Genomic DNA, 24,456 nt, shown 5'->3' on the forward strand with positions numbered 1-24,456 from the left:
CAAGGCGGGAAAGATGCCTTGACCCGGCACCGCCGGCCGTGTTCTGGCTTCGGATCGGGGTGGGGGGAGGGGTCTGGGCGGGGTGCCGGGCGGTGCCGCCCCGAGCTTCGGCTACCGCCGCCTCAAGCTTCGGCTACCGTCGCCCCAAGCCGCGGATCAGGACCATCACCGCTTCCCGCACCTCGGCCCGCGTCCGGTGCGGCCCGAACACCTGCCAGTCCAGCGCCACCACGAGCATCGTTCCGAACAGCCCCGCGGCCGCCGTCGGGATCTCGACTCCCTCCGGCAGCCGCCCGGCCGCGTCCAGCCGGGACAGCTGCTGCTTCACGATCGAGATGATCTCCTCGCGCAGCAGGGAAAGCGTCCCGTGCCACTGGCCCGGTGTCCGCCACAGCTCGCTCACCAGGATCTGCGAAAACCCCGGGTAGGCCGCGATGAACTCCAGCGTCGTGTCGACCTGCGCCTCGATCACGTCCAGCGGGTCCGCCTCGGAAACCGCCAGGCGAAGCCGCGAAGCCAGCATGTCCACTCCGTACCGCAGGAGCCCGTCGACCAGGCCGTCCTTCGAGCCGAAGTTGTAGTACACCGTGCCCTTCGCGACGCCGGCTTCGGCCGCGATGTCGTCGACCGTCAGCCCCACCAGGCCACGGCTCTTCGAGAGCCGCAACGTGGCCTCGAAGAGCTTCTGCTTCGTCCCGCCGCTCACAGGCTCAGCTCGGGCTTGAGCGCCGACACCGTCCAAACGCGACGTTTGCGCGCGGCCAGCGTCGACACGAGGATCCCGCCTACCAGGTAGGCCAGCAGCACGCCGATGTCTCCCAGGATCTGCACGGTCGCGCCACTGTAGAACAGGTGGCGGAAGCCGTCGATCGCGTAGCCCATCGGCAGCACCACGTGCAGCGGGTAGAGCGCGTCCGGGATGGTCTGCCACGGGAACGTCCCGCCCGCGCTGACCAGCTGCAGCACCAGCAGCACCAGGCCGAGGAACTTGCCGACCGCGCCGAAGAACGCGTTGAGCGCGTGCACCACCGACGTGAACGTCAGCGACACCAGCACCGCGAACCCGATCGCGCCCAGCGGGTGCGCGATGTGGATGCCGACCAGCCACGTCACCGCGCCGAACAGGACGATCACCTGCGCGACGCCCAGCAGCGCCGAGGACAGCCAGCCGCCGACGGCGACCCGGAACGGCGCCGCGCCCCCGGTCAGCGCCCGCGTCGAGAGCGGGCGCAGCAGCAGGAACAGCACGAACGCGCCGATCCAGGTGGCCAGCGAGATGAAGAACGGCGCGAGACCGGCGCCGTACGTCCCCGCCGACGCTTCGCCGTTGGCGTTCACCGCCACCGGGTCGGCGATCGTGTTGGCCGTCGCGTTGCGTGTCGGGTCGTCCGGGTTCGGGATCTGCTGGAGGCCGGCCGCCAGCCCGTCGCGCAGCTTGACCGCGCCGTCGGCGAGCTGGTTCGTGCCGTTGACCGCCGTCTTCTCGCCGTCGCTGAGCTGGGAAGCGCCGTCGCGCAGCTGGTTCGCGCCGTCGGACGCCTGCGCGATGCCGCTCGTCAGCTGCGGCGACGCGGCGGCGAGCTTGGCCGCGCCGTCGGACACCTGCCGGGCGCCGTCGGCCAGCTTCGCGAGGTCGCCGTTGGCCTGCTGGATCTTGCTGTTCGCCTGGTCGACGGGGGAGCGCAGCTGATCGGCCCGCGCCAGGATCTCCTGCACCTGGGCATCCGGCACCCCCGCGGCGCGCAGGTCGGTCTGGAGCTGGCTGCGGTAGGAGTCGAGCTTGCCCTGGATGTCCGACGACGCCGTGGCGGCGATCGAAGCGGCGTCGGCGACCTTCTGGTCACCGGCGGCCACCTGCGACGCGCCGCTCGCCAGCTGCTGTGTCTGCGAGGGCAAGGAAGCGGTGCTGCTCTTCAGCGTGCCCAGGCCGGTCGCGAGCGTCGACGAGCCGTCCGCGAGCTTCGCGGCGCCGTCGGCCAGCTGCTGCTGACCGGACTTCAGCTGCGTCGCGCCGTCGGCGAGCTGGGACGCGCCGGTCGACGCCTCCTGGATCTTGGCGTAGATCGTGGAGAAGCCGACGAGGAACCGGTCCGCGGCCTCGCTGCCGACCTTCTCCGCGATCGTCTTGCGCACCTGCTCGGCGACCTGCTTGGCGATGGTGCCCGACAGGTAGTTGTTGGCGTCGTTGGTGGTCAGCGTGATCGTCGCCTGCTGCGGCTGGAAGTTGCCGACCGAGAGCAACGCGGCGGAGAAGCCGCTCGGGATGCCGATCGCGAAGGAGTACTTGTCGTCGCGGACGCCGTCGCGGGCCTCCTGCTCGGACACCTCGTGCCACTGGAAGGTGCCGGACTTGACCAGCTCGTCGGTCACCTCGCGGCCGACGTTGCGCTGCTGGCCGGTCGAGTCCTTCGCGCCGGTGTCGCTGGTGAAGACGGCGGCCGGCAGCTTGTCGAGGCGGCCGTAGGGGTCGTAGTTCGCGTAGAGGTAGAAGGACGCGTAGAGCAGCGGCACCAGCACGAGCGCGACCAGCGCGAGCTTCGGCATCGTGCCGGTGGAGAGGCGGCGCAGCTCGTTGCGCGCGATCCGGAAGGCGTTCATTCGGGGACTCCGTCAGTGCTCGCGGGGAGCTCTTCGGTGGGGGCGGGTTCGGGGGCGTGGTGCTGCGGCTCGGGCTGCTCGGCGGCGCCGAGACGGGCGGGCGTGAACGGCAGCGCGGACAGCGGGGTCGTGGCGGTCAGGACGACCACGGCCAACCCGCGCGCGGCCTGCTCGCGGGCGAGGTCCGTCCAGCTTTCGACGTCGCTGGTGTGCCGGTCGGGCGTGTCGAGGACGAGCAGCCGCACGCCCTTGCGTTCGGCGGCCAGTTCCGTGAGCAGCCGGGTGCGCAGGGTGGGAGCGAGGTTCTCGAACCGCGTGCCGGCGAAGGGCGCGGCGTCGTGGGCGGCGAGCCACCGGGCGACGTCCTCCTTGCCGGCCGGGCGGTGGGCCAGCGCGAGCTCCTCGCCGACGACCACGCGCAGGGCCAGCGCGTCGTCGGGTTCGCTGACCCCGGGGGCGTCGACGACCGCGACGAGCTCGGGCAGGCCGGCGTCGGTGCCTTCGGCGTGCACGGTGCCGGTGGTCGGCTTCAGCCGCCCGGCCAGCGCGAGGCCGAACGCGGTGACGCCGACACCGGGCTCGCCGTGCACGATCGCCAGGTCGCCCTCGCCGACGGTCAGCGAGGTGGGCGGTAACAAGGTGCCGTGGTGCCCGTCGAGGGACACGCGATCGGCTCGGACCTGCACGGGAACTCCAGCGTTTTGAACTGACCGGTCAGTTCAAAAGCTAGTCCTCCTCGGGGTGCGCGGCAAGATCACCGGACGCACGTCACACCCGTGGGTGACTCACCGCAGCGCCGACGCCGGGCGGATCTCCCAGCTCGTCCACAGCGGACGGTAGCCCTGGCGGTGCCAGAACACCGACGACAGCGGGTTCGTCGGGTTGTAGTAGAGGTACGTCCGGGTGGCGCCGCCCCGGTGCAGCTCGCGGTGCACGTGGGCCATCAGCGCCCGGCCGAACCCGCTGCCGCGCTCGCCGGGCGCGGTCACGACGTTGTTCACGTAGCCCCAGCGGCCCGGTGGGAGCAGCTCGGCGGCCTCGTTCCCCGGTGCCGCGTCCACCCACGCGCAGTGCGCGAGCGCGCGGGCTTCGCCGTCCTCTTCGGCCAGCCAGACGGGCGGTTCGGTCTCGGCGAGGGCCGCGCGCAGGCCGGGGCCGAGCAGTTCGGCGGTGTTGGGACGGCGGGGCGCGGCGACGAGGCCGGTGTAGTCGAAGGTCGCCTCGGCGAGCGCGACCGCGGCGGTGTAGTCGGACGGCCCGGCCCGGCGGACGGTGACGGCCGGGTCCGCTTCCGGCGGGGGAGCGGTCCGCACGCCGACCGCCGACAGGGGGACGAGACCGTGGTCCAGGAAGGCGCGGATCGCCTCGGCGTCCCGGCTGGGCCAGAGCACGACGCACGCCGAATCGTCGCCGGCCGGCTCCGCCTCCAGCCGGCCCTTGAGCGCGCGCAGCAGGAGGTCGGCGCCTTCGGTACCGGTGTCGCCGAAGTACGGGAACAGCTGCCAGGTGTCGGCGGCCGACCACAGCATCGGGACGTCGCCGGGGCCGAACCGGTGCCGCTGCAGGACCCCGGTGACCTGCGTGCCCGCCGCCGTGGCCGCGTCCAGCCGTTCGCCGTCTGCGGGCGGCGCGGCCGGCGGCAGCAGCGCGTCGAGCGCCGCGAAGCGCGCGCGGTGGGCGGCGAGCAACGGCTCGGCGATGTCCATGGGGCCCCCAGGTGTGTCGGTCAGGACCAGGCGGGTCGCCGGATCCACATTGTCCACAGTGGACGATAGTCCTGCCGGTGCCAGAACACGGGCGAGAGCGGGTTCGCCGGGTGGTAGAAGAGGAACGTACCGCGCGCGTCCGGCCGCAGCAGCTCGCGATGGGCCACCGCCATCAGCGCCCGGCCCACGCCACCGCCGCGCGCCTCGGGCGCGACCGACAGCGTGTCGACGTACCCCCAGCGACCCGGGAGCAGCCGCCCGTGGAGGCTGTCGCCGGGTGCCGGCGAGGCCAGCGCGCACGCGGCCATGCCGACCGGCACGCCGTCGTCCTCGGCGAGCCAGACCAGCCCGCTGAAGCGCAGCGAGCGGACGACCTCCGCGCGCAGCAGGGCCCGCGCGCCGGGCCGGTCCCGCGCCGTGCCGACCAGCGACGTGTAGCGCCACTCCGCCAGGCGCAGCTCGGTGAGGGCCTCGACGTCGCCCTCGTCCGCGCGGCGGACGGTCACCCGCGGCTTCCCGGGGAGCCGGGTGGTGACCGGCGGTCCGGGTTTGCGCACCGCCAGCTGCGTCATCGGCGCGAAGCCGTGGGCCAGCAGGACGGCGGATGCTTCCGCGTCGCGGCTCGGCCAGGCCACCGAGCAGCCCGAATCCGGCTCCGGGCGCGTCCCCCGCAGCCGGTCGCGCCAGGCGCCGAGCAGCGCCGCGAGACCCGCCGCGCCGCTGTCGCCCGGCACCGCGGTCAGGTCCCGGATCTCCAGCGGCCCCCACAGCGCGGGCCACGACCCCGGCGCGTGCACGACGTGCGTCAGCAGGCCGCCCGCGCGGTGGCCCCCGGCGGCCACCACCAGCGGCTCGCTCGCCGCGGGCGGGGGCGCGATCGGCGGGAGGAGCGGGTCGAGCGCGGCGAACCGCGCGTTCTGCTGGGCTTCGAGGGGGTTCACGAGCGGTGCGTGCGGAAGATCGCGGTGCCCGGGAAGAGCCGGCCGCGCAGCGGGCTCCACTGGCCCCAGACCTGCGTGTGCCCCGCCGGCCACTCGGGCTCGACCAGGTCGGTCAGGGTGAACCCGGCCGCCGCCAGCGCGCGCACGTAGTCGCCGAGGGTGTGGTGGTACTCGACGTAGGTGGCGGTGCCTTCGTCGTCGACCTCGACGTACGGCGTGCGGTCGAAGTACGGCTGGGTGACCGTGAGCCCCTGCGGGCCCGGGTCGTCCGGGAAGATCCACCGCATCGGGTGAGTCACCGAGAACACCCACGGCGCGCCCGGCCGCAGCACCCGGTGCACTTCGGCGAAGACGTTGTCCACCGAGGCCACGAACGGGATCGCGCCGAACGCCGAGCAGGCGGCGTCGAAGCTGCCGGACGCCAGCGGGAGGTACTCGGCGTTGGCCTGCACCAGCGGGACGTCGAGGCCGGTGCGCGCGTTGCCGTCGCGGGCGTGGCGCAGCATGCCGGCGGACAGGTCGGTCGCCACGGCGTGGGCGCCCTCGGCGGTCAGCCAGCGCGCGCAGGCGGCCTGCCCGCACCCGACCTCCAGCACGCGCTTCCCGCGGACGTCGCCGAGCAGCCGCGCGTCCGCCTCCCGCACGCCCTCCGGGCACCAGACGAAGTCCGCGTCGCCGAGGAACCCGCCGTGCTCGGCCTGGTAGTCGTCGGCGTCGGCGTCCCACCAGGCGAGGTTCGCGGCGGCCGCTTCGGCGCCCCCGACCTTGCGGTAGGCGACGGCCGCCGTGCCCAGCCGGTGCTCGGCCGCGTCGTGGCGCCCCGGCGCGGGCGGCTCCTCCGGTGGCATGATGGTGGTCTCCGGTCCGCTGCGTGTTTGCTTCCGCGAGGACCTTAGCGATCGAGGGGGACCCTGATTGTGCCCCCTAGCGGCCGCCGCGTACGATAAGTGTTAGCGCAGTGGGTTCGCGCTGCCTTCCGCTCAGCTTCTGGTTGGGACTCGGGTCGCGCACCGTATGCGGGGTCATGCCGCGGTCGTTCACTGGTGGACGTTTGCTCGCAGGGTCGTCGTATGCCGCCCATCGCGTCGACAACTGCCAACCCTCGATTCCCATCCACCGGAGCAACCCGCCTAATGACCACCGACACCGCCACCGCCCCGACCGCCCCCACCGGGCCCCAGCAGGTCGCCATCAACGACATCGGGTCGGAGGAAGACTTCCTCGCGGCGATCGACAAGACGATCAAGTACTTCAACGATGGCGACATCGTCGAAGGCACGATCGTCAAGGTCGACCGCGACGAGGTCCTGCTCGACATCGGCTACAAGACCGAGGGTGTCATCCCCTCGCGTGAGCTCTCCATCAAGCACGATGTCGACCCGGCTGAGGTTGTCACCGTCGGCGATGAGGTCGAAGCCCTCGTTCTCCAGAAGGAGGACAAGGAAGGCCGTCTGATCCTGTCCAAGAAGCGCGCGCAGTACGAGCGCGCCTGGGGCACGATCGAGGAGCTCAAGGAGAAGGACGAGCCCGTCAAGGGCACCGTCATCGAGGTCGTCAAGGGCGGCCTCATCCTGGACATCGGCCTGCGCGGCTTCCTCCCCGCGTCCCTGGTCGAGATGCGCCGCGTCCGCGACCTGCAGCCGTACGTCGGCCGCGAGCTCGAGGCGAAGATCATCGAGCTGGACAAGAACCGCAACAACGTGGTCCTGTCCCGCCGCGCCTACCTCGAGCAGACCCAGTCCGAGGTGCGCAGCGAGTTCCTCAACGCGCTCGCCAAGGGCCAGGTCCGCAAGGGCGTCGTGTCGTCCATCGTCAACTTCGGTGCCTTCGTGGACCTGGGTGGCGTCGACGGCCTGGTGCACGTCTCCGAGCTGTCCTGGAAGCACATCGACCACCCGTCCGAGGTCGTCGAGGTCGGCCAGGAGGTCACGGTCGAGGTCCTGGACGTCGACATGGACCGCGAGCGCGTCTCGCTGTCGCTGAAGGCGACCCAGGAAGACCCGTGGCGCCAGTTCGCCCGCACCCACGCGATCGGCCAGATCGTGCCGGGCAAGGTCACCAAGCTGGTTCCGTTCGGTGCGTTCGTGCGCGTCGAAGAGGGCATCGAGGGCCTGGTCCACATCTCCGAGCTGGCCGAGCGCCACGTGGAGATCCCGGAGCAGGTCGTCCAGGTCAACGGCGACGTCATGGTCAAGGTCATCGACATCGACCTCGAGCGCCGTCGCATCTCGCTGTCGCTGAAGCAGGCGAACGAGGGTGTCACGCCGGACACCGAGTTCGACCCGACCCAGTACGGCATGGCCGCCGAGTACGACGCCGAGGGCAACTACATCTACCCCGAAGGCTTCGACCCGGACACCCAGGAGTGGCAGGAAGGCTTCGACAAGCAGCGTGAGGAGTGGGAGCGCCAGTACGCCGAGGCGCACACTCGTTACGAGGCCCACATGAAGCAGGTCCAGAAGGCCGTCGAGGCCGACGCGGAGGCCGCGGCCGACGCGGCGACCGGCGTCGAGGGCGGCTCGGAGAGCTACACCTCGGGCTCGACCTCGACCGACACGAAGAGCAGCGGCGGCACCCTCGCCTCCGACGAGCAGCTCGCGGCGCTCCGCGAGAAGCTCTCCGGCGGTGCGTGAGCTGTACCGGCTCTGAGTAGCTGACGGCGAACCCCCGGTCCACTTCGGACCGGGGGTTCGTTCGTGTCCGGGGTCAGCGGTTGCGCAGGCCCAGGCCGGTCATCATGGCCGTGACCCCGCGGCGGTACATCTCTTCGTTCGCCTCGTCGGTCGGCGGGATGAACCAGTCCGGCAACGGCGTCCGCGAGGCCAGCATCAGCTCCGCCCCCACCAGGCCGTGCATCGCCGTCCACAGCTGGTACGCGGCCGCGCGGGCGTCCGCGCCCGGTGGGCACACCCGCTCGACCCGGGCGGTGAACAACGCGAACGTCGTCCGCAGGACCGCCGACCGCAGCGCCGGGTCCGGGTCGAAGCCCGGCACCGGGCGCTCGAACATCAGCGCGTAGCGGACGGGGCTTTCCCGGGCGAAGAGCCGGTATTCGAGCGCCAGGTGCAGCAGGTCCGCGACACCGTCCGGACTCGACGGCGGCAGCCCCTCCAGCAGCTCCCGCAACGAGTCGAACGTGCGCTCGTACAGCGCGTCGAGCAGGCCGGCGCGGCCGCCGAAGCGGGCGTACACCGAGAGGGTCGACGCGCCGGCGGCTTCGGCCACCCCGCGCACCGACAGCCCCGAGACGCCGCGGTCGAACAGCACCGACAGCGCCGCGTCCAGGAAGCGTTCGCGGTTGCCCTGCTCGGCGGGGCGCATCGACAGGTGCCTGGTGGCCACGGCGCACCCCCTTCGCGCACGACGACGTCCGGGTGACCCACCCGCAGCAGAAGATACGATATCCGGCGCGTCTTGGGAATGCGGCGGATGTCCGGATCCGCGGGGCTCCCGACGTGCCGGCTCCGGTTCGTGCCAGGCTTCACGCGCAACCGAGGAACCACCCTGGGAGGACTGACCGTATGGAACACCCCGAGCCCGGCACGGTGGTCGTCACCGCGAGCGGCGACGGCACCTACACGCAGCAGGTGACGACGGCGACGCACGCGCTGCTCGTCGACGAGCCGGTCGCGGTCGGGGGCGCGGACGCCGGGCCGAACCCGTACGAGCTGCTGCTGGCCTCGCTGGGTTCGTGCACGGCGATCACGCTGCGGATGTACGCGAACCGCAAGGGCTTCCCGCTGACCCGCGCGACGATCCGCCTCCGCCACGACCGCATCCACGCGGAGGACTGCGCGAAGTGCGAGACCGAGCGCGGCATGCTGAGCCGGATCACGCGTGAGATCACCCTCGAGGGCGAGCTGGACGACGACCAGCGCGCGAAGCTGATGGCGATCGCGGACAAGTGCCCGGTGCACCGGACGTTGTCGTCGGAGATCGCGATCGAGACCCGCGAGGTCGCCGGCTGAGCGCCGGCCGGTGGGCCGGTCCGCGACACACGAGCGACGCAAACGTTCGCGGCCGGGCTCGCCGGCTTGAAGCCGGCTCGGCCGCCCAGGCAGCACGCCGGCCGGCGCGGGCGGGTACGGCCGGGGCCAGGTCGGCCGGCACCTCGAACGTGCCGTCCGGCAGGCGCAGGCCCAGCCGGGTTGCGGCGGGCGGCTACGCCGCTCGGGCCGTCGCCGGCCGGATCGTCGCCGTGCCCACCGCCGGGACCCAGATGCGTTCCAGTGCCGCCGCGCGGGCCTTGCGGCGCAACCCCGCGAAGCTGTGCTTGGCCGGGACCAGCAGGGTGCTCAGCCACGTCCGGCGGTAGTCCGCCAGTGCCTCGGCCACGGATCGGTGGACAACGCAGTGCACCAGTCCCGGCGTGCCGAGCCGGTGCCTCCCGGCGTGCTTGCTGTCCGCCATCGTTCCTCCGTGTGGGCGACCTGTCGCGCGCACGGTACGCAATCACGCCGGTGGACGTGGGTAAGCAACACGGCGTGTCCGGATATCGGTTGAGTCACGCGTCACGTTCGCCTTGCGGCTCGCCCGTTCGTGTGTCTCAGGCCGGGCCGGCTACGCCGCCGCAGGTCACCGTCGCGAACGGGACCCACGTCCGCTCCACCGCGTACAGCGTCGCGGCCGGGGTGTACCGGAACCAGGCCTGCACCCGGTACACGCCGGACACGCACGGGGGCGGCGGCGCGGGCGACGCCGTCGCCAGGCCGGGTACCGCCACCGCCAGCCCTGCCGCGCACAGCACGGTGACCACCGGCCCGCCGAACCTCGTCATCCTCATGGCTCCCCCTCCATGTGGCGGGCCAGGCGAACCCGCTGACACCGGCATCGGAAATCGATTACTCGCGTTACGGTCCCGTCCGCGCCGTCACACGAATGGGCGCACGGGCGCCCGGTCCGACGGGGCTGGCTAGGGTGATCGGCATGTTGCGTGTGGGGTTGACGGGTGGAATCGGGGCAGGCAAGTCGACGGTGGCGAACCGGCTCGCCGAGCACGGCGCCGTGCTGATCGACTCCGACCGGATCGCCCGCGAGGTGGTCGCGCCGGGCACCGAGGGGCTCGCCCGGCTCGCCGAGGAGTTCGGCGAGGAGATCCTGGCCGCCGACGGCTCGCTCGACCGGCCCGCCCTCGCCGCCAAGGCGTTCGCCGACGACGAGTCGCGCCGCCGGCTGAACGCGATCGTGCACCCGCTGGTCGGCGCCCGCACCGGCGAGCTGATGGCCGCCGCCGCGCCGGACGCCGTCATCGTCCACGACATCCCGCTCCTGGTCGAAAACGGCCTCGCGACGGCGTACCACCTGGTCGTGGTCGTCGACGCGCCCGTCGAGGTGCGGGTCCGGCGGCTGGTGTCGGCCCGCGGGATGGCCGAGGACGACGCGCGGGCGCGGATCCGGGCGCAGGCGAGCGACGAGCAGCGCCGCGCCGTCGCCGATGTCTGGCTGGACAACGGCGGTCCCGAAGACGCCGTGCTCCTCGACGTCGACGCGCTGTGGGCCGACCGGCTGGTGCCGTTCGAGGCGAACGTCCGGCTGCGCAAGCCCCGCCCGCCGGTCTCCCCGAAGATCGCCGAGTACGACCTCACCTGGCCCGCGCAGGCCGAGCGGGTGCTCGCCCGGGTCCGCGCCGCGGCGGGCGAGCTCGCTCTCCGCGCCGACCACATCGGCTCGACCGCCGTGCCCGGCCTGCCCGCCAAGGACGTCCTCGACCTCCAGCTCACCGTGTCCACTTTGGACGACGCGGACACCCTGCGGGAACTCCTGTCCGACGCGGGGTTCCCGCGGCTGGAGGGCGACTGGGTCGACGACGCCCAGGACGGCACCGGGACCTGGCCGAAGCGCCTGCACGTCGGCGCCGACCCGAAGCGCGCGGTGAACCTGCACGTCCGGTCCGAGGAGACGCCGGCGTGGCGGCTCGCGCTGCTCTTCCGCGACTACCTGCGCGCGAACCCCGGCGAGCGCGACGACTACCGCGACGTGAAGCTCCGGCTGGCCGACGCGCACGCCGAGGACGGCAACGTCGCCGCCTACGCGGACGAGAAGCAGGAGTTCGTCAACGGCGTGTTCGCCCGCGCGGAAAAGTGGGCCGCGACCACCGGCTGGACGCCCTAGGAGCCCAGCAGCCCGCGTTCGAAGGCGACCGCCACGGCGGCCGCGCGGTCGTTGACGCCGAGCTTCGCGTAGACGTGGATCAGGTGCGTCTTGACCGTCGCCTCGCTGATGAACAGCTTCTTCGCCGCCTCCTTGTTCGTCGAGCCGCGGGCCACCAGGGTGAGCACCTCGAGTTCGCGCTGGGAGAGCGGTTCCCGCGCCGGCTCGCGCATCCGGCCCAGCAGCCGGCTCGCGACGGCGGGGGAGAGCACCGCCTCGCCGCGGGCGGCGGCCTCGACCGCGCGGAACAGGTCCTCGCGAGGGGCGTCCTTGAGCAGGTAGCCCGTCGCGCCCGCCTCGACCGCGGGCAGGACGTCGGAGTCCGTGTCGTACGTCGTGAGCACCAGGACCCGCGCCGGGTTGCCCAGCCGGGCCAGCTCGGTGATCGCCGCGACGCCGTCGGTGCCCGGCATCCGCAGGTCCATCAGCACGACGTCGGGGCGCAGCCGCTCGGCCAGCGCGACGGCTTCGGCGCCGTTGGCGGCCTCGCCGACGACCTCGAAGCCGCGGCCGGTGAAGATGCCGCGCAGGCCGTCGCGCACGACCGGGTGGTCGTCGGCGATGAGCACGGTGATCGTCATGCGGAAGCCTCCGGCGGGGCGGGGACGGCGGGCAGGACGGCCGAAATCGCGGTACCGCCGCCGGGTTCGGACTCGACGTGCAGCGTACCGGCGAGCCGCTGGACGCGGCGGCGCATGCCGGGCAGCCCGAACCCGGGGCCGGGTCCGGGCACGAACCCCGCGCCGTCGTCGCGGACGTCCAGGGTCACTTCGTCGTCCATGTAGGACACGGTGAGGCCCACCCGGCCGGCCGCGGCATGCTTGTCCACATTGGACAGGGCTTCCTGGGTGACGCGCAGGACGGTCGACTCGATCTCCGGGTGCAGCGGCCGCGGGACGCCGGTGGTGGTGACCTCGGCGGGCACGCCGGTCCGCGCGCTCCACCGCGCCGCGACCCCGGCGAGCGCCTCGGGCAGCGTCGCGGACTCCAGGTGCTCGGGGTGCAGCGCGTGCACCGAACGCCGGGCGGCGGTGAGGTTTTCCCGCGCCAGCGCGGTCGCGGAGTCCAGGTGCCGCTGCCACTCCGCCGGCTCGTCCTTGGCCAGCGCGGCGGCCTCGAGCTGCGTGATGATGCCGGTGAAGCCCTGCGCCAGGGTGTCGTGGATCTCCTGCGCCAGCCGCTGCCGCTCGTCGAGCACCCCGGCTTCGCGCGCCTGGCTGAGCAGCTGCCGTTGCAGGCCTTCGTTTTCCGCCTGGGCCGCGGCCAGTTCGTCGAGCATGCGCCGGCGTTCCTCGTTCTGCCGCGCGACCGCCGCCGACAGCAGCCCGCCGCCCCCGATGGCCGCGGTCTGCACGATGATGATCGTGATCCAGACGCCCGGCCGTGCTTCCAAGGCGTGCACGGGACCGCCGTTGCCGACGGTGTTGATGAGCAGCGACGTCATCGCCAGCGCGGTGAAGGCGAGCCACGTCGGCCGCAGCCGCATGGCGGACAGGAACGCGTAGATCATGAAGATGACGTAGGAGATGTCACGGGCTTCGAGGGCGCTGCCCAGCCCGAGGATGCCGAGGAACGTGAGCAGGGCGAAGGCGGGCCGCTCACGCAACCGCGCCGGCGGGAACATCACCGTGCCGAGCACCCAGAGCGCGGTGCCGGCGATCAGGGCACCGGTGACCGTCCACCACCGGCCGTCGTGGCCGCCGACGCCGACGCTGACGCCGGACGCGACGACCAGGAGCACACCGGGCAGGAATCGTTCGACGCGGTACAGCCACGGCTGCCAGCCGGCCGCGGTCCGCGCCGACTCCGGGGGCCACATCGGCCGGTCCCAGTCGACCCCGAGGCTCACGCTCTCATGTCCTTCAGCCGCGGCCAGATCTCGGCCCAGCCCGCGGTCCGGCCGGTGAGCTGCCAGACGGGCATGTGCTCGCTCGCGTTGCGGACGCCGAGCCGGTTGCCGACCTGCCCGGCGATGTGCGCGGAGCCGAAGTACTTGGCGAGCTTCGACGGGTCGTAGCCGACGAAGAGCACCGTGTCCGCGTTGTCGGCCGGGCGGCCGAAGTACCAGAAACCGCGGCTCGGGCTGTACGCCTCGGGCAGGCCGCGCTCGGGGCCGTACCGGCCGAGCGCGCCCGCCTGCCAGTAGCCGCCGGTCACCACGGCCGTGCCCGGCGGCGCCGTCCGGTACAGCTTCGCGACGTCGTCGGCGAGGTCCGGCCAGCCGATCTCCTCGGCCGCGTACGCCGGCCGCGGCGCGGCCGGGTGCTCGACCAGCCAGTGCGCCGGCCAGACCGGCAACGTGAACGGCAGGCTGAACAGGGCCGACAGCACGAACACCGGCCAGGTCGGCACCCACCGCCACCAGCGGGCGGGTTCGAGGGCTTCGAAGTGCACGGCGGCCGCGGCCCACAGCACGCCGAACATCCCGGCCGCGTAGTAGTACCGCCCGTTGGCGACCAGGAAGACCGCGACGACGCCCAGCGCCGTCCAGCCGAGGAACCGGTACGGCCGCAGCCGCCTGCTCCCGAGCAGCACGGCGACGCCGTAGAGGACACCGAGCGCGCCGATCACCCAGCCGGCCCCGGCCAGCAGCTGCGGGACGAAGCTCCCGCGCCCGCCCGCCGCGTCGACCTCGGCGCCGACCGCGTCGCCCATCCCGAGCTGCGGCCAGCCGTTCGCCCGCTGCCACAGCAGTGTCGGCACCAGCGAGCCGGCGGCGATCAGCGCGCCCAGCCACAGTTTCGGCCGCCGCAGCAGCTCCCGCGGGCCGGACGCGAGCACCGCGAGCCCGGCCACCACCCAGAACGCGCCGATGAGCAGCTTGCCGTTGAGCGCCACTGCCGTCACGACGCCGAGCCACACCAGCAGGTTGTCGTCGCGCGTGCGGACCCAGCGGACCAGCAGCCACAGCACGAGCGTCCACAGCAGCGGGTCGATCGTCGACGTCGCCAGGTAGTGGCCGCTGCCGACGAACTGCCCGCAGATCGCGTACGCCGCCGCGGCGCGCGCCTGCGCCTTGCGCCGCCCGCCCAGCTCGCGCGCGATCAGCGCGGTGACGACGACCCCGGCCGCGGTCGCGGCGATCGCCGGCAGCCGGAAGACGACGAGCGAGCCGGGGGCGAGGCTGTTCATCGCCCACGCGAGGAAGGGAACGAGCGGCGGCTGGTCGGCATAGCCCCAGGCCAGGTGCTTCCCGGCGGCGAGGAAGTACAGCTCGTCGCCGAAGTAGCCGTAGCGGCCCGCCGTCAGCAGCAACGCGGTGGCCGTGCCCAGCGCGAGCAGCGCGACCGGCAGCCGGGCGAAGGGGGCGAGGTCGGCTTTCGCCTGGTCGGGTGCCGTGGCTACGGCGTCCATCGTGCTCCTGTCCGTGGTCGGCGCCGGTCCTTCCCGCACCCTACGTGGGCCCGCGCGGAGTGACCGAGCGGATGGTGACGCCGCGCTCACGTGTGCGTGTTCACCAGCTTCGGCCACAGCTGGGACCACGGTTCGGCCCGGCCGGTCGCCAGCCACAGCGGCACGCCGTCGAAGTAGCTCGGCTTCGCCGCGCCGGTGTCCACCTTCCCGAGCGGCCGCAGGTCGGCGAAGTGCCCGAGCAGCGGCTTCGGATCCTTGCCGACGAACAGCACGCCGGTCGTGCTTTCCGGCGGGACGACCAGGGTCGCGTAGCCGCGGTTCCCGCTGGCCGGCTCGGGGAGGCCGAGGTCGCGGCCGTAGCGGTCGAGCGCGCTCGCTTCCCAGTACGTCTCGGTCACCACCGCGGTCCGGTCCCGGTCCGGCAGCCGCGCGAACGCGCCTGCCACCGAGCGGGCGCCCTCCGGCCAGCCGATCTCGGCGAAGGCGAACAGCGGGCTCGGCAGGGACGGGTGCTCGGTCAGCCACGCCCGCGGCCAGACCGGCAGCGCGCCGGGCAGGACGAGGACCACGGCCAGCGCGTAGCACGGCCAGGTCGCGACCCACCGCCACCAGCGCGCCGGTTCCCGGCGTTCGAGCGCGACGGCGGCCACCGCCCAGCAGACCGGGTACATCCCGGCGACGTAGTAGAACCGCCCGTTCACCGCGATGAACACCAGGGTCAGCAGCACGGTCGTCCAGCCGAGGAAACGGAGTTCGCGGCTGCGCAGGAGCCGCCACAGGCCGTAGCCCAGCAGGACCGCGCCGACCGGCAGCCCGGCGACGAGCACCGCCGTCGGCAGGAACGTCAGCCGCCCGCCCCACGTGCTGCCGACCTCCGCCGAGATCGCCGCGCCCATGCCCAGCTGCGGCCAGCCGTTCGCGGCCTGCCAGAGCAGCGTCGGCACCAGCGCCACCACGGCGAACGCCGCGCCGAGCCACAACGCCGGGCGGCGCAGCAGGTCCCGTGGCCCGCAGGCGAGGATCGCGACTCCGGCCGCGAGCCAGAAACCGCCGATGAGGAACTTCGTGTAGAGCGCGACCGCCGTCACCACCCCGGCCCAGACGAGGAGGCCGTCGGCGCGGGTGCGCAGCCAGCGGACCAGCAGCCACAGCACCAGCGTCCAGAGGAACGGGTCCACAGTGGACGTCGCCAGGTAGTGGCCGCCCGCCAGGAACTCCGTCGAGACGGCGGAAGTGGCGGCCGCGATCGTCTGGGCCTTCGCGCCGCCGCCCAGCTCGCGGGCGATCAGCGCGGTGAGCACGGCCCCGGCGACCACGGCCAGCATCGCCGGGATCCGCAGCACGAACGGCGAGCGGCCGAGCGCGTCCATCGTCCTGGCCAGCAGGGGAAGCAACGGCGGCTGGTCGACGTAACCCCAGGCGAGGTGCCGTCCGGCGGCGAGGAAGTACAGCTCGTCGCCGAAGTAGCCGTAGCGGTTCGCGGTCAGCAGCAACGGGATCGCCATCAGCACCGTCACGATCGCCACCGGTTTGACGGCGACGGGCCGCAGGACGGCCGGTGCGGGCGCGGTCGTCACTCCCATCGGAACACCCGCGCCGCGATCGCCGTGCAGCCGACGGCGAAGACGGCCATCGCCCCGAGCTGCAGCAGTTCGGGAGCGTCTCCGGCCCAGGTGGCGCGCAGCGCGTTGAGCGTCGACCCGAGCGGCAGGACGTCGGCGACGTGCTGGAGGAAGCCCGGCAGCCGCTCCTTCGGCACCCAGACCCCGCCGAGGGCCAGCATCGGGAAGAACACCGCGCTGCCGATGCCACTGGCCGCCCGCCCAGTCGGCGCCAGCGCGGCGACGAGCAGGCCGACCGAGAAGAGGGCGAGCGCGCCGAGCACGATCGAAACCAGGAACCCGCCCGGGTTGCCCGGCAGGGGGATGCCGAGCGCGAGCCCGCCGACCCCGGCGATGAGCAGGACCACGACGACGGCGGCGGCCAGGTTGACCAGCAGCTGCGCGGCGAGCAGCAGGCTCGGGCGCACCGGGCTCGCGGAAAGCCGTTTCAGCAGGCCCTTTTCGCGGTAGGTGCCCATGACGTTCGGGAAGTGCGTCAGCGCCAGCATGGCCAGCAGGATCGTGACGGCCATCGGCGCGATCACCGTGGCCAGCGCGCTGTGCCCGCCGTACTTGGGGTCCGGCTCGTTCGCGCCGGGCATCAGGCCGAACACCAGCAGCAGCGCGAGCGGGATGCCGACGACGATCGCCGGCGCGCCCGGGTCGCGCAGGAACACCTTGGCTTCGGCGGCGGTCAGTTTGGTCAGGACGGACATGGTTCCCCCTTTCACTCCGGCCGGTGGCCGGTGAGCGCCACGAAGGCGTCGTCGAGGCCGGCCTGCTCGACGCGCAGGTCGACGGCGAGCACGCCGAGCCGCGCGAGCTGCGACGTCACCGCGTGGAGCACGTTCCCGCCGCCGCGGACGACGAGGCGGTCCCCGCGCCGTTCGACCGCGCGGACCTCGGGCAGCGCTTCGAGCACCCCGGGGTCCAGCGGGGCCGACGGCCGGAACCGCACGACCTGCTCGTCGGTGACCCGGGCGACCAGCCCGGCGGGCGAGTCGACGGCCACGACCCGGCCGGCGTCGATCACCGCGATCCGGTCGCAGAGCCGCTCGGCCTCCGCCATGAAGTGCGTGACCAGCAGGATCGTCACGCCCCGGTCGCGCACGGCCTCGATCAGGTCCCACGTGTCGCGGCGCGCCTGGGGGTCGAGGCCGGTGGTGAGCTCGTCGAGCACCGCCACCTCCGGGCTCCCGACCAGCGCGAGCGCGATGGACAGCCGTTGCTGCTGCCCGCCCGAGAGCTTCTTGTAGGCGGTGTTCCGGTGCTCGGTCAGGCCGAGCGTGGCGAGCAGCTCGTCCGGATCCGCGGGCGTCCGGTAGAAGGCGGCGTAGAGGTCGAGCAGCTCGCCGGCCCGCAGCTTGTCCTGCAGCCGGCCCTCCTGCAGCTGGACGCCGACGCGCTGGCGCAGTTCGGCCCGGTCGCGGCGCGGGTCGAGGCCCAGCACCGAAAGCTCGCCGCCGTCGGGCGTGCGCAGGCCCTCCAGGCACTCGACGGTCGTGGTCTTGCCCGCGCCGTTCGGGCCGAGGATCCCGAAGATCTCGCCGCGTTCGACGGTGAACGAGACGTCGTCGACCGCGACTTTGTCCCCGTACCGCTTGTGGAGGTGCTCGACCTCGATGACCGGCATACCGCCGTCCCCCTTCTCGATCCGTTTCCGACAGATCGAGAATCGCGTGCGGGGGTACTCCGGCGGATCGTCAGGACGGTTCGAACCCGCATCCACCGATCGGCGGATGGGCGGACCCTAGGGGTGGCGGCGCCAGGTGAGCGCGATGTCCTCGGTGGACAGCCAGGCGGTCAGGTCGTAGCCGTGCGCGGCCAGCCCTTCGACGGCCGCGTAGGCGGTTTCCAGGGCGTACCGCGCGTCTTCGGCGGTGACGAGGCCGGCGGCGTGGGCCTCGAGGAGCTCGTCGGTGTCGATCACCCGCAGCGACAGCTTGTCCTTGAGCACGATGTCGACGTAGAGGTCGGTGGCGACCCAGCGCGGGCCGTCGCGGCGGACGCGGACGACGTCGAGGTAGAAGTCCTGGTCGCGTTCGTGGCCGGGGGAGAACCAGAAGTCGGTGAACCGCAGGCCGAGCCGGGGCACCAGCCACGACTCGAGGTAGTGGAACTGGGCGCGGCCCGGCGTCGGGCGGGCCAGGTACAGGCCGAAGGGTTCCTCGCGGTACTCCTCGACCTCCCGCACGATGCCCTTCGGGTCGATGTTCGCGCGCGCGGCGGGGTCGAAGACCTCGACCTTCGGGGGGTGCAGTGCGGCCATGGCGCTCATCCTGCCCGGCGGGTCACGAATCGCGGACAACCGCCGCGCGCGCCACACGTTCGGGCTAAGGTGCGCCGACTGTGAGTGAGGGGAACCGGGGATGTTCGGGATCATCAGGCCGTGCCGGCACCGGCTGTCCGAGGGACTGCACGCGGACTGGCTGGCGCACCTGTGCGGGTTGTGCCTGACGCTGCGCGACGAGCACGGGCAGTTCGCCCGGGTCGTCACCAACTACGACGGGCTGATCATTTCGGTGCTGCTCGAAGCGCAGACCTCGCGCGGCGACCTGCGCCGCGACGCGGGCCCGTGCCCGCTGCGGGGCATGCGGTCGGCATCGGTGGCCCGCGGCGAGGGAGCCCAGCTGGCGGCGGCGGTGTCCTTGGTGCTGGCCGCGGCGAAGGTCGGCGACCACGTCGAGGACGGCGACGGCGCCTTCGGACGGCGCCCGGTGGCGCTGGCCGCGCGCCGGGTCGCGGCCCGGTGGGCGTCCCAGGGGAGCAGCACCGGTGGCCGTGTCGGGTTCGACACCTCGGTACTGACCGAGGCCGTCGAGCGGCAGGGTGCGCTGGAACGATCGGTCGGGCTGGGGGACTCGGCGTTGCTGGCGACCGAGCCGGCGGAGCTGGCGACGTCCGCGGCCTTCGCGCGGACGGCGGAACTGGCGGGACGGCCGGGCAACGTGGCGCCGCTGGCGGAGGCGGGCCGGTTGTTCGGCCGGGTGGCCCACTTGCTGGACGCGGTCGAGGACTACGCGCAGGACGCTTCGGCGGGGGCGTGGAACCCGTTGCGGGTGACGGGGACCTCGTGGGCGGAGGCGCGGCGGTTGTGCGACGACGCGGTGCTGGGGGTGGAGCTGGCGCTGCGGGAGGCCGAGTTCGCGGAGCCGGGGCTGGTGCACGTGTTGCTGGTGCACGAGCTGCGCCAGGCGGTGCGACGGGCCTTCGGGCACGGCTCGGCGCACGGTCATGGGGCGGCGCATGGCGGTGGTTCGGCTTTCGGTCATGGGGCGGCGCATGGCGATGGCGCGGATTCCGGCTGCGGAACAGCCCACGGCACCGGCGCGGATTCCGGCCGCGGAACAGCCCGCGGCAACGGTCCGGCGACCGCGAGCGAGGCGGAGTTCGAGGCGGGACCGCACCCGTTGCCGGGCGGCCTCGCCGGCCGGCAGCCGCCGCCCGGGTGGATCGGGCCGGGGCCGACCCCGCAGCAGCATCCGCACCAGCAGCCGCCGCCGGGGTGGATCGGGCCCGGTCCGGCTCCGCAGCAGCATCCACACCAGCCGCCGGGGTGGGGTGGTTCGCCGCGGCCACAAGGGTTTCCGCCGCCGGGACCGGTTCCCCCGCCCGGCGCTCCCGGTCCGGGCGGACGTGGCCCAGGCGGGCCAGGTGGTCCAGGAGGCCCGGGCGGCCGTGGTCCCGGTGGTCCAGGGGGCCCTGGTGGCCCGGGTGGTCGTGGCCCAGGCGGGCCCGGCGGCCCTGGTGGCCCGGGGGGCCCGGGTGGTCCCGGCGGCCCCGGCGACTCCTCCGGCCCCGAGCCCCTCGACGGCAAAGGCGGCGGCCTCTGGTACCCGAAGTTCGCCGTCCCGCCGAAGAAGCGCAACTTCTTCCTCGGCTGCGCCCTCACGCCGTACATGTGCTGCACCTGCCAGTTCTGCTGCCGCGATCCCTATCCTGGGCCGTGGAGCGGGAAACCGCACACGACCGGCGGCTGCGACTGCGGCTGTGACGGGTGTTGCGACTGCTGCTCCTGTTGCGATTGCGGCTGCTGAAGGGGGAGCGGGATGACCATGGACGACCTGCACGACCAGGGCCGCGAGAACTTCGCCGAGCTGGTCGAAGACGGCGCGAAGCGGCTCGACGCGCTGTTCGCCACCGTCCCCGCCCTGGGCGAGCTGGCCGTCGGCACCGTCTACGGCCACCTGCACGAACGGCCCGCGCTCGACAGCCGCACCCGCGAAGCCGCCACCCTGGCCGCGATCGTCGCGGCCGGGATGGTGGGGCCGCCGCTGAGCGTCCACCTCCGCACCGGCCTCGCCTCCGGGCTTTCTCCCGCCGAGGTCTGCGAAGTCGTCGTCCAGACGGCCGCCTTCGCCGGCTTCCCCCGCGCCGTTTCGGCCGCCGACCAGCTGAACCGCCTCTTCGAAGGCCACGGCCTGCCGATCCCGCCACCGCCGGCCCCGCGCGAGGTGGTGCTGGCCTACCTCGCCCGGCCGCCGGCGGAGGTCGCCGAGGTGCTGGCGGAGCTGCCGCGCACCGAGGTCCAGGCGACCGGGCCGGACCGCGTCCTGGTCTCATGCTTCGGGGACGACTCGGTGCCCGGCGCCGTCCTGCACTGCGCCGTGACCGGCGGCGAAGTCACGTCCGTGACGGTATTCCGACCCTCCTGACCAGGGCCGACGGAAATTGTCGGTGGTGGGTCGTACTCTGGTCGACGTGGCTTTCGCAACCGAACACCCCGTGCTCGCCCAGTCCGACTTCCGGCCCGTCTCGGAGATCCCCCGGACCGGCGGCCGCTTCGAGGTGGTCAGTGACTACCAGCCCGCCGGTGACCAGCCGGCGGCCATCGACGAGCTCGAACGCCGGGTCAAAGCGGGCGAAAAAGACATCGTGCTGCTGGGTGCCACCGGTACCGGCAAGTCGGCGACCACGGCGTGGCTGATCGAGCGCGTCCAGCGGCCGACGCTGGTCATGGCGCCGAACAAGACCCTGGCCGCGCAGCTGGCCAACGAGCTGCGCGAGCTGTTCCCGCACAACGCGGTCGAGTACTTCGTCAGCTACTACGACTACTACCAGCCCGAGGCGTACATCGCGCAGACGGACACCTACATCGAGAAGGACTCGTCGATCAACGACGACGTCGAGCGGCTGCGGCACTCGGCGACGATGAACCTGCTGTCGCGGCGGGACGTCATCGTGGTCGCGAGTGTCTCGTGCATCTACGGCCTGGGCACGCCGCAGTCGTACCTCGACCGGTCGTCGAAGCTGGCGGTCGGCATGCAGCTCGACCGGGACGTCTTCCTGCGCGCGCTGGTGGACGTGCAGTACACGCGCAACGACATCGCGTTCGCGCGCGGCACGTTCCGCGCGCGGGGCGACACGGTGGAGATCATCCCGGCGTACGAGGAGCTGGCGATCCGCGTCGAGTTCTTCGGCGACGAGGTCGAGAAGCTCTACTACCTGCACCCGCTGACCGGGGACATCGTCAAGGAGGTCGACGAGGTCCGGATCTTCCCGGCGACGCACTACGTCGCCGGCCCGGAGCGGATGGAAAAGGCGATCCAGGGCATCGAAAAGGAGCTCGAAGAGCGCCTGGCCGAGCTGGAGAAGCAGGGCAAGCTGCTGGAGGCGCAGCGGCTGCGGATGCGCACGGCCTACGACATCGAAATGATGCGGCAGGTCGGGTTCTGCTCCGGCATCGAGAACTACTCGCGGCACATCGACGGCCGCGGGCCGGGGTCCGCGCCGGCGACGCTGATCGACTACTTCCCGGACGACTTCCTGCTGGTGATCGACGAGTCGCACCAGACGGTCCCGCAGATCGGCGGCATGTACGAGGGTGACATGTCCCGGAAGCGGAACCTGGTGGAGTACGGCTTCCGGCTGCCGAGCGCGGTGGACAACCGGCCGCTGACCTGGGAGGAGTTCTCCGACCGGATCGGGCAGACGGTGTACCTGTCGGCGACGCCGGGGCCGTACGAGATGGGCCAGGCGGGCGGCGAGTTCGTCGAGCAGGTCATCCGGCCGACCGGCCTGGTCGACCCGAAGGTGGTCGTGAAGCCGACCGAGGGCCAGATCGACGACCTGGTCCACGAGATCCGCGAGCGCGCGGACAAGGACGAGCGCGTCCTGGTCACCACGCTGACGAAGAAGATGGCCGAGGACCTGACCGACTACCTGCTGGAGCTGGGCATCCGGGTGCGGTACCTGCACTCGGAGGTCGACACGCTGCGGCGGGTGGAGCTGCTGCGGCAGCTGCGGGCGGGCGATTTCGACGTGCTGGTCGGCATCAACCTGCTGCGCGAGGGCCTCGACCTGCCGGAGGTGTCGCTCGTGGCGATCCTCGACGCGGACAAGGAGGGCTTCCTCCGCAGCGGGACGTCGCTGATCCAGACGATCGGCCGCGCGGCGCGAAACGTCTCGGGCGAGGTCCACATGTACGCGGACAAGATCACCGACTCGATGCAGCACGCGATCGAGGAGACCGATCGCCGCCGCGACAAGCAGATCGCCTACAACAAGGAGCGCGGGGTCGACCCGCAGCCGCTGCGGAAGAAGATCGCGGACATCCTCGACCGCGTGTACAGCGAGGCGGAGGACACCGAGCAGGTCTCGGTGGGCGGCTCGGGCCGCAACTCCTCGCGCGGCAAGAAGCCCGAGCAGGGCGACCGGGTGCGCAGCTCGGGGATGCTGGTGGACAAGGACGTGTCGGCGATGCCGCGCGCCCAGCTGGCGGACCTGATCCAGCAGATGACCGACCAGATGATGCAGGCGGCCCGTGACCTGCAGTTCGAACTGGCCGCCCGCCTGCGCGACGAGATCCAGGACCTGAAGAAGGAGCTGAGGGGCATGGACGCGGCCGGCATCAAGTAGGCCGGGGCTCGGCAGGCGCCGGTCCCGCCCGGCCGAGGGGTTCGGCGGCGGGCGAGTGGCCGGTTGCCGAACCCGTCGGGTGCCGAGTCCCGCTGCGAACGAGGAGCCGGTGGAAGCATTACACCCTCATCGGTACCATTACACCATGGCGATGAACATCAAGGACCCGGAGGCCGAGCGGCTCGCCGCCGAGGTCGCCGCGCTGACCGGCGACACCAAGACCGGTGCCGTCCGCGAAGCACTGCGGTTGCGGCGCGACCAGCTCGTGGCACAGCAGACCTCGGCTCGGGAGGGGGCCGCGTTCGTGCGGTTCCTGGAAGAAGAGATCTGGCCGCAGGTGTCCCCCGAGAACCGCGGCGTGCCGATCGGCAAAGCCGAACGCGAAGAGATCCTCGGGTACGGGCCGGGTGGCGTGTGATCATCGACAGCTCGGCGATCATCGCGACGATCATGGGCGAGCCGATGGCGCCGCTGCTCGGTGAGGTCATCGGCTCCGCGCCGGTCTGCCGCGTCGGCGCGCCGACTCTCGTCGAGACCACCCTGGTCCTCGTGCACAAGGAAGGGCCGCGCGGGAAGGCCCTGCTGGCGGACTTCCTGCAGCAGCGTCAGTTCGAGATCGTCTCCTTCGGCGACGCCCATTGGCGGTCGGCGCAGATGGCCTTCATGCGGTTCGGCAAGGGACGCCACCCGGCCGGCCTCAACTTCGGGGATTGCCTCACGTACGCGACCGCGTTCGTCGCCGGCGAGCCATTGCTGTGCATCGGTGACGATTTTCCGCAGACCGACCTCGAACTCGTGAAGGTCGAGCTGTGAACCTCGACGCCGTCGTCGCCTACTGTCTCGGCAAGCCCGGGGCCGAGGAGACCTACCCCTTCGGCGATCACGTCCTCGTCGCGAAGGTCGGTGGCAAGGGCTTCGCCTTCATCGGGCAGGACGAACCCGGCAGCGTCGCCGTCAAATGCGGGGCCACCCGCGAAGAAGCCGCCGAGGTACGGAACCGCCACCCGGGTGCGGTCACCGTCATGGACTACCTCGGCCGCTACGGCTGGAACCGCGTCGCCCTGGGGGCCGGTGTCCCGGGCGCCGAGCTCGAAGAACTCATCGACGCCTCCTACGACGACGTCGTGCGGCGGCTGCCGAAAGCCAAGCGCCCCTAGGGCGTGTATCGAAGTCGGTCAGAGCCATTCGTCGATAGCTGCGATGTGGATGGTGGCTTCGTAGCGGACGGCGAGTTTGTCGTAGCGGGTG

The 24,456-nt window shown here is 72.5% G+C and carries 24 protein-coding genes and 1 pseudogene; 9 read left to right on the top strand and 16 right to left on the bottom strand.

The genetic code is table 11. The features are described 5' to 3' along the window. Positions 1–133: 133 nt before the first annotated feature. From ACWEVP_RS48725 to ACWEVP_RS48750, 6 genes are all read right to left on the bottom strand, one after another. Positions 134–706 (bottom strand): TetR/AcrR family transcriptional regulator, encoded by a 573-nt coding sequence (locus ACWEVP_RS48725; protein WP_452069428.1) that lies wholly within the window; start codon positions 704–706, stop codon positions 134–136. Continuing rightward, positions 703–2,598, bottom strand: a complete 1,896-nt coding sequence (locus ACWEVP_RS48730) for a YhgE/Pip family protein (protein ID WP_452069429.1) — start codon at positions 2,596–2,598, stop codon at positions 703–705. The genes ACWEVP_RS48725 and ACWEVP_RS48730 overlap by 4 nt, the downstream gene beginning before the upstream one ends. Then, a complete protein-coding gene (locus ACWEVP_RS48735) occupies positions 2,595–3,284 on the bottom strand; it encodes an ABC transporter ATP-binding protein (protein WP_452069430.1) in 690 nt (229 codons plus the stop codon). The genes ACWEVP_RS48730 and ACWEVP_RS48735 overlap by 4 nt, the downstream gene beginning before the upstream one ends. A gap of 99 nt (positions 3,285–3,383) precedes the next feature. Then, entirely contained in the window at positions 3,384–4,304 is a 921-nt protein-coding gene (locus tag ACWEVP_RS48740; RefSeq protein ID WP_452069431.1) for a GNAT family N-acetyltransferase, read from the bottom strand. A 20-nt stretch (positions 4,305–4,324) separates the two neighbouring features. Continuing rightward, positions 4,325–5,245 carry a GNAT family N-acetyltransferase gene (locus ACWEVP_RS48745; RefSeq protein WP_452069432.1) on the bottom strand — a complete coding sequence of 307 codons (921 nt, stop codon included), beginning with the start codon at positions 5,243–5,245 and terminating at the stop codon, positions 4,325–4,327. Beyond that, entirely contained in the window at positions 5,242–6,093 is an 852-nt protein-coding gene (locus ACWEVP_RS48750) for a class I SAM-dependent methyltransferase (RefSeq protein WP_452069433.1), read from the bottom strand. Before ACWEVP_RS48750 ends, ACWEVP_RS48745 begins: the two co-directional genes overlap by 4 nt. Positions 6,094–6,378: 285 nt before the next feature. On the opposite strand from ACWEVP_RS48750, the gene rpsA reads away from it, so the two are divergent. Next, positions 6,379–7,878, top strand: a complete 1,500-nt coding sequence (rpsA, locus tag ACWEVP_RS48755; RefSeq protein WP_364451091.1) for a 30S ribosomal protein S1 — start codon at positions 6,379–6,381, stop codon at positions 7,876–7,878. 73 nt (positions 7,879–7,951) lie between these two features. Here rpsA and ACWEVP_RS48760 read toward each other — a convergent pair whose 3' ends face one another. Further along, positions 7,952–8,566: a TetR/AcrR family transcriptional regulator gene (locus tag ACWEVP_RS48760; protein WP_452069452.1), complete on the bottom strand. Its 615-nt coding sequence runs from the start codon at positions 8,564–8,566 to the stop codon at positions 7,952–7,954. 200 nt (positions 8,567–8,766) lie between these two features. Between ACWEVP_RS48760 and ACWEVP_RS48765 the strand changes: the two genes are divergently transcribed. Next, positions 8,767–9,213, top strand: coding sequence for an OsmC family protein (locus ACWEVP_RS48765; RefSeq protein WP_452069434.1), 447 nt, complete (start codon positions 8,767–8,769; stop codon positions 9,211–9,213). A gap of 193 nt (positions 9,214–9,406) precedes the next feature. Here ACWEVP_RS48765 and ACWEVP_RS48770 read toward each other — a convergent pair whose 3' ends face one another. Further along, on the bottom strand, positions 9,407–9,655 hold the full coding sequence (locus tag ACWEVP_RS48770; RefSeq protein ID WP_452069435.1) for a hypothetical protein: 249 nt from the start codon (positions 9,653–9,655) through the stop codon (positions 9,407–9,409). 136 nt (positions 9,656–9,791) lie between these two features. Further along, positions 9,792–10,028, bottom strand: a complete 237-nt coding sequence (locus ACWEVP_RS48775) for a hypothetical protein (protein WP_452069436.1) — start codon at positions 10,026–10,028, stop codon at positions 9,792–9,794. Between the two features lie 143 nt (positions 10,029–10,171). Between ACWEVP_RS48775 and coaE the strand changes: the two genes are divergently transcribed. Continuing rightward, positions 10,172–11,356, top strand: coding sequence for a dephospho-CoA kinase (coaE, locus tag ACWEVP_RS48780; RefSeq protein ID WP_452069437.1), 1,185 nt, complete (start codon positions 10,172–10,174; stop codon positions 11,354–11,356). Here coaE and ACWEVP_RS48785 read toward each other — a convergent pair. The 7 genes from ACWEVP_RS48785 to ACWEVP_RS48815 all read right to left on the bottom strand — a co-directional run bounded on the left by ACWEVP_RS48785 (position 11,353) and on the right by ACWEVP_RS48815 (position 18,619). Then, positions 11,353–11,976 (bottom strand): response regulator, encoded by a 624-nt coding sequence (locus ACWEVP_RS48785; RefSeq protein ID WP_452069438.1) that lies wholly within the window; start codon positions 11,974–11,976, stop codon positions 11,353–11,355. The two genes, coaE and ACWEVP_RS48785, sit on opposite strands and share 4 nt — an antisense overlap. Beyond that, positions 11,973–13,244, bottom strand: coding sequence for a sensor histidine kinase (locus tag ACWEVP_RS48790; RefSeq protein WP_452069439.1), 1,272 nt, complete (start codon positions 13,242–13,244; stop codon positions 11,973–11,975). Before ACWEVP_RS48790 ends, ACWEVP_RS48785 begins: the two co-directional genes overlap by 4 nt. Continuing rightward, positions 13,241–14,749: an ArnT family glycosyltransferase gene (locus tag ACWEVP_RS48795; protein ID WP_452069440.1), complete on the bottom strand. Its 1,509-nt coding sequence runs from the start codon at positions 14,747–14,749 to the stop codon at positions 13,241–13,243. The genes ACWEVP_RS48790 and ACWEVP_RS48795 overlap by 4 nt, the downstream gene beginning before the upstream one ends. Positions 14,750–14,835: 86 nt before the next feature. Further along, positions 14,836–16,332, bottom strand: coding sequence for an ArnT family glycosyltransferase (locus ACWEVP_RS48800; RefSeq protein WP_452069441.1), 1,497 nt, complete (start codon positions 16,330–16,332; stop codon positions 14,836–14,838). Beyond that, on the bottom strand, positions 16,323–17,066 hold the full coding sequence (locus tag ACWEVP_RS48805) for an ABC transporter permease (RefSeq protein WP_452069442.1): 744 nt from the start codon (positions 17,064–17,066) through the stop codon (positions 16,323–16,325). Before ACWEVP_RS48805 ends, ACWEVP_RS48800 begins: the two co-directional genes overlap by 10 nt. Before the next feature lie 11 nt (positions 17,067–17,077). Continuing rightward, a complete protein-coding gene (locus ACWEVP_RS48810) occupies positions 17,078–17,983 on the bottom strand; it encodes an ABC transporter ATP-binding protein (RefSeq protein ID WP_452069443.1) in 906 nt (301 codons plus the stop codon). 117 nt (positions 17,984–18,100) lie between these two features. After that, entirely contained in the window at positions 18,101–18,619 is a 519-nt protein-coding gene (locus tag ACWEVP_RS48815; RefSeq protein ID WP_452069444.1) for a DUF402 domain-containing protein, read from the bottom strand. 100 nt (positions 18,620–18,719) lie between these two features. Between ACWEVP_RS48815 and ACWEVP_RS48820 the strand changes: the two are divergent. The 6 genes and pseudogenes from ACWEVP_RS48820 to ACWEVP_RS48845 form a co-directional block, all read left to right on the top strand. Beyond that, a pseudogene (locus ACWEVP_RS48820) lies at positions 18,720–19,592 on the top strand (DUF5685 family protein); the annotation flags it as partial. An 807-nt stretch (positions 19,593–20,399) separates the two neighbouring features. Beyond that, positions 20,400–21,005, top strand: coding sequence for a carboxymuconolactone decarboxylase family protein (locus ACWEVP_RS48825; RefSeq protein WP_452069445.1), 606 nt, complete (start codon positions 20,400–20,402; stop codon positions 21,003–21,005). Between the two features lie 46 nt (positions 21,006–21,051). Further along, a complete protein-coding gene (uvrB, locus tag ACWEVP_RS48830) occupies positions 21,052–23,208 on the top strand; it encodes an excinuclease ABC subunit UvrB (RefSeq protein WP_452069446.1) in 2,157 nt (718 codons plus the stop codon). 145 nt (positions 23,209–23,353) lie between these two features. Continuing rightward, positions 23,354–23,626 (top strand): type II toxin-antitoxin system VapB family antitoxin, encoded by a 273-nt coding sequence (locus ACWEVP_RS48835; protein WP_452069447.1) that lies wholly within the window; start codon positions 23,354–23,356, stop codon positions 23,624–23,626. Continuing rightward, the gene (locus ACWEVP_RS48840) at positions 23,623–24,021 is read left to right on the top strand and encodes a type II toxin-antitoxin system VapC family toxin (protein ID WP_452069448.1); all 399 of its coding nucleotides are present in this window, start codon (positions 23,623–23,625) and stop codon (positions 24,019–24,021) included. Before ACWEVP_RS48835 ends, ACWEVP_RS48840 begins: the two co-directional genes overlap by 4 nt. Further along, positions 24,018–24,365, top strand: coding sequence for an MmcQ/YjbR family DNA-binding protein (locus ACWEVP_RS48845; RefSeq protein WP_452069449.1), 348 nt, complete (start codon positions 24,018–24,020; stop codon positions 24,363–24,365). The genes ACWEVP_RS48840 and ACWEVP_RS48845 overlap by 4 nt, the downstream gene beginning before the upstream one ends. Positions 24,366–24,456: the final 91 nt, after the last annotated feature.

The organism is Amycolatopsis sp. NPDC003865, assembly GCF_053605345.1.

Bases quoted from the DNA above. Each gene is read 5' to 3' on its own strand.
- ACWEVP_RS48775 (WP_452069436.1), bottom strand. From the start codon at position 10,028: ATGAGGATGACGAGGTTCGGCGGGCCGGTGGTCACCGTGCTGTGCGCG.
- ACWEVP_RS48805 (WP_452069442.1), bottom strand. From the start codon at position 17,066: ATGTCCGTCCTGACCAAACTGACCGCCGCCGAAGCCAAGGTGTTCCTG.
- ACWEVP_RS48750 (WP_452069433.1), bottom strand. From the start codon at position 6,093: ATGCCACCGGAGGAGCCGCCCGCGCCGGGGCGCCACGACGCGGCCGAG.
- ACWEVP_RS48770 (WP_452069435.1), bottom strand. From the start codon at position 9,655: ATGGCGGACAGCAAGCACGCCGGGAGGCACCGGCTCGGCACGCCGGGA.
- ACWEVP_RS48815 (WP_452069444.1), bottom strand. From the start codon at position 18,619: ATGGCCGCACTGCACCCCCCGAAGGTCGAGGTCTTCGACCCCGCCGCG.
- ACWEVP_RS48810 (WP_452069443.1), bottom strand. From the start codon at position 17,983: ATGCCGGTCATCGAGGTCGAGCACCTCCACAAGCGGTACGGGGACAAA.
- coaE (WP_452069437.1), top strand. From the start codon at position 10,172: ATGTTGCGTGTGGGGTTGACGGGTGGAATCGGGGCAGGCAAGTCGACG.
- ACWEVP_RS48795 (WP_452069440.1), bottom strand. From the start codon at position 14,749: ATGGACGCCGTAGCCACGGCACCCGACCAGGCGAAAGCCGACCTCGCC.
- ACWEVP_RS48730 (WP_452069429.1), bottom strand. From the start codon at position 2,598: ATGAACGCCTTCCGGATCGCGCGCAACGAGCTGCGCCGCCTCTCCACC.
- ACWEVP_RS48800 (WP_452069441.1), bottom strand. From the start codon at position 16,332: ATGGGAGTGACGACCGCGCCCGCACCGGCCGTCCTGCGGCCCGTCGCC.
- ACWEVP_RS48740 (WP_452069431.1), bottom strand. From the start codon at position 4,304: ATGGACATCGCCGAGCCGTTGCTCGCCGCCCACCGCGCGCGCTTCGCG.
- rpsA (WP_364451091.1), top strand. From the start codon at position 6,379: ATGACCACCGACACCGCCACCGCCCCGACCGCCCCCACCGGGCCCCAG.
- ACWEVP_RS48760 (WP_452069452.1), bottom strand. From the start codon at position 8,566: ATGCGCCCCGCCGAGCAGGGCAACCGCGAACGCTTCCTGGACGCGGCG.
- ACWEVP_RS48835 (WP_452069447.1), top strand. From the start codon at position 23,354: ATGGCGATGAACATCAAGGACCCGGAGGCCGAGCGGCTCGCCGCCGAG.
- ACWEVP_RS48825 (WP_452069445.1), top strand. From the start codon at position 20,400: ATGACCATGGACGACCTGCACGACCAGGGCCGCGAGAACTTCGCCGAG.
- ACWEVP_RS48785 (WP_452069438.1), bottom strand. From the start codon at position 11,976: ATGACGATCACCGTGCTCATCGCCGACGACCACCCGGTCGTGCGCGAC.
- ACWEVP_RS48765 (WP_452069434.1), top strand. From the start codon at position 8,767: ATGGAACACCCCGAGCCCGGCACGGTGGTCGTCACCGCGAGCGGCGAC.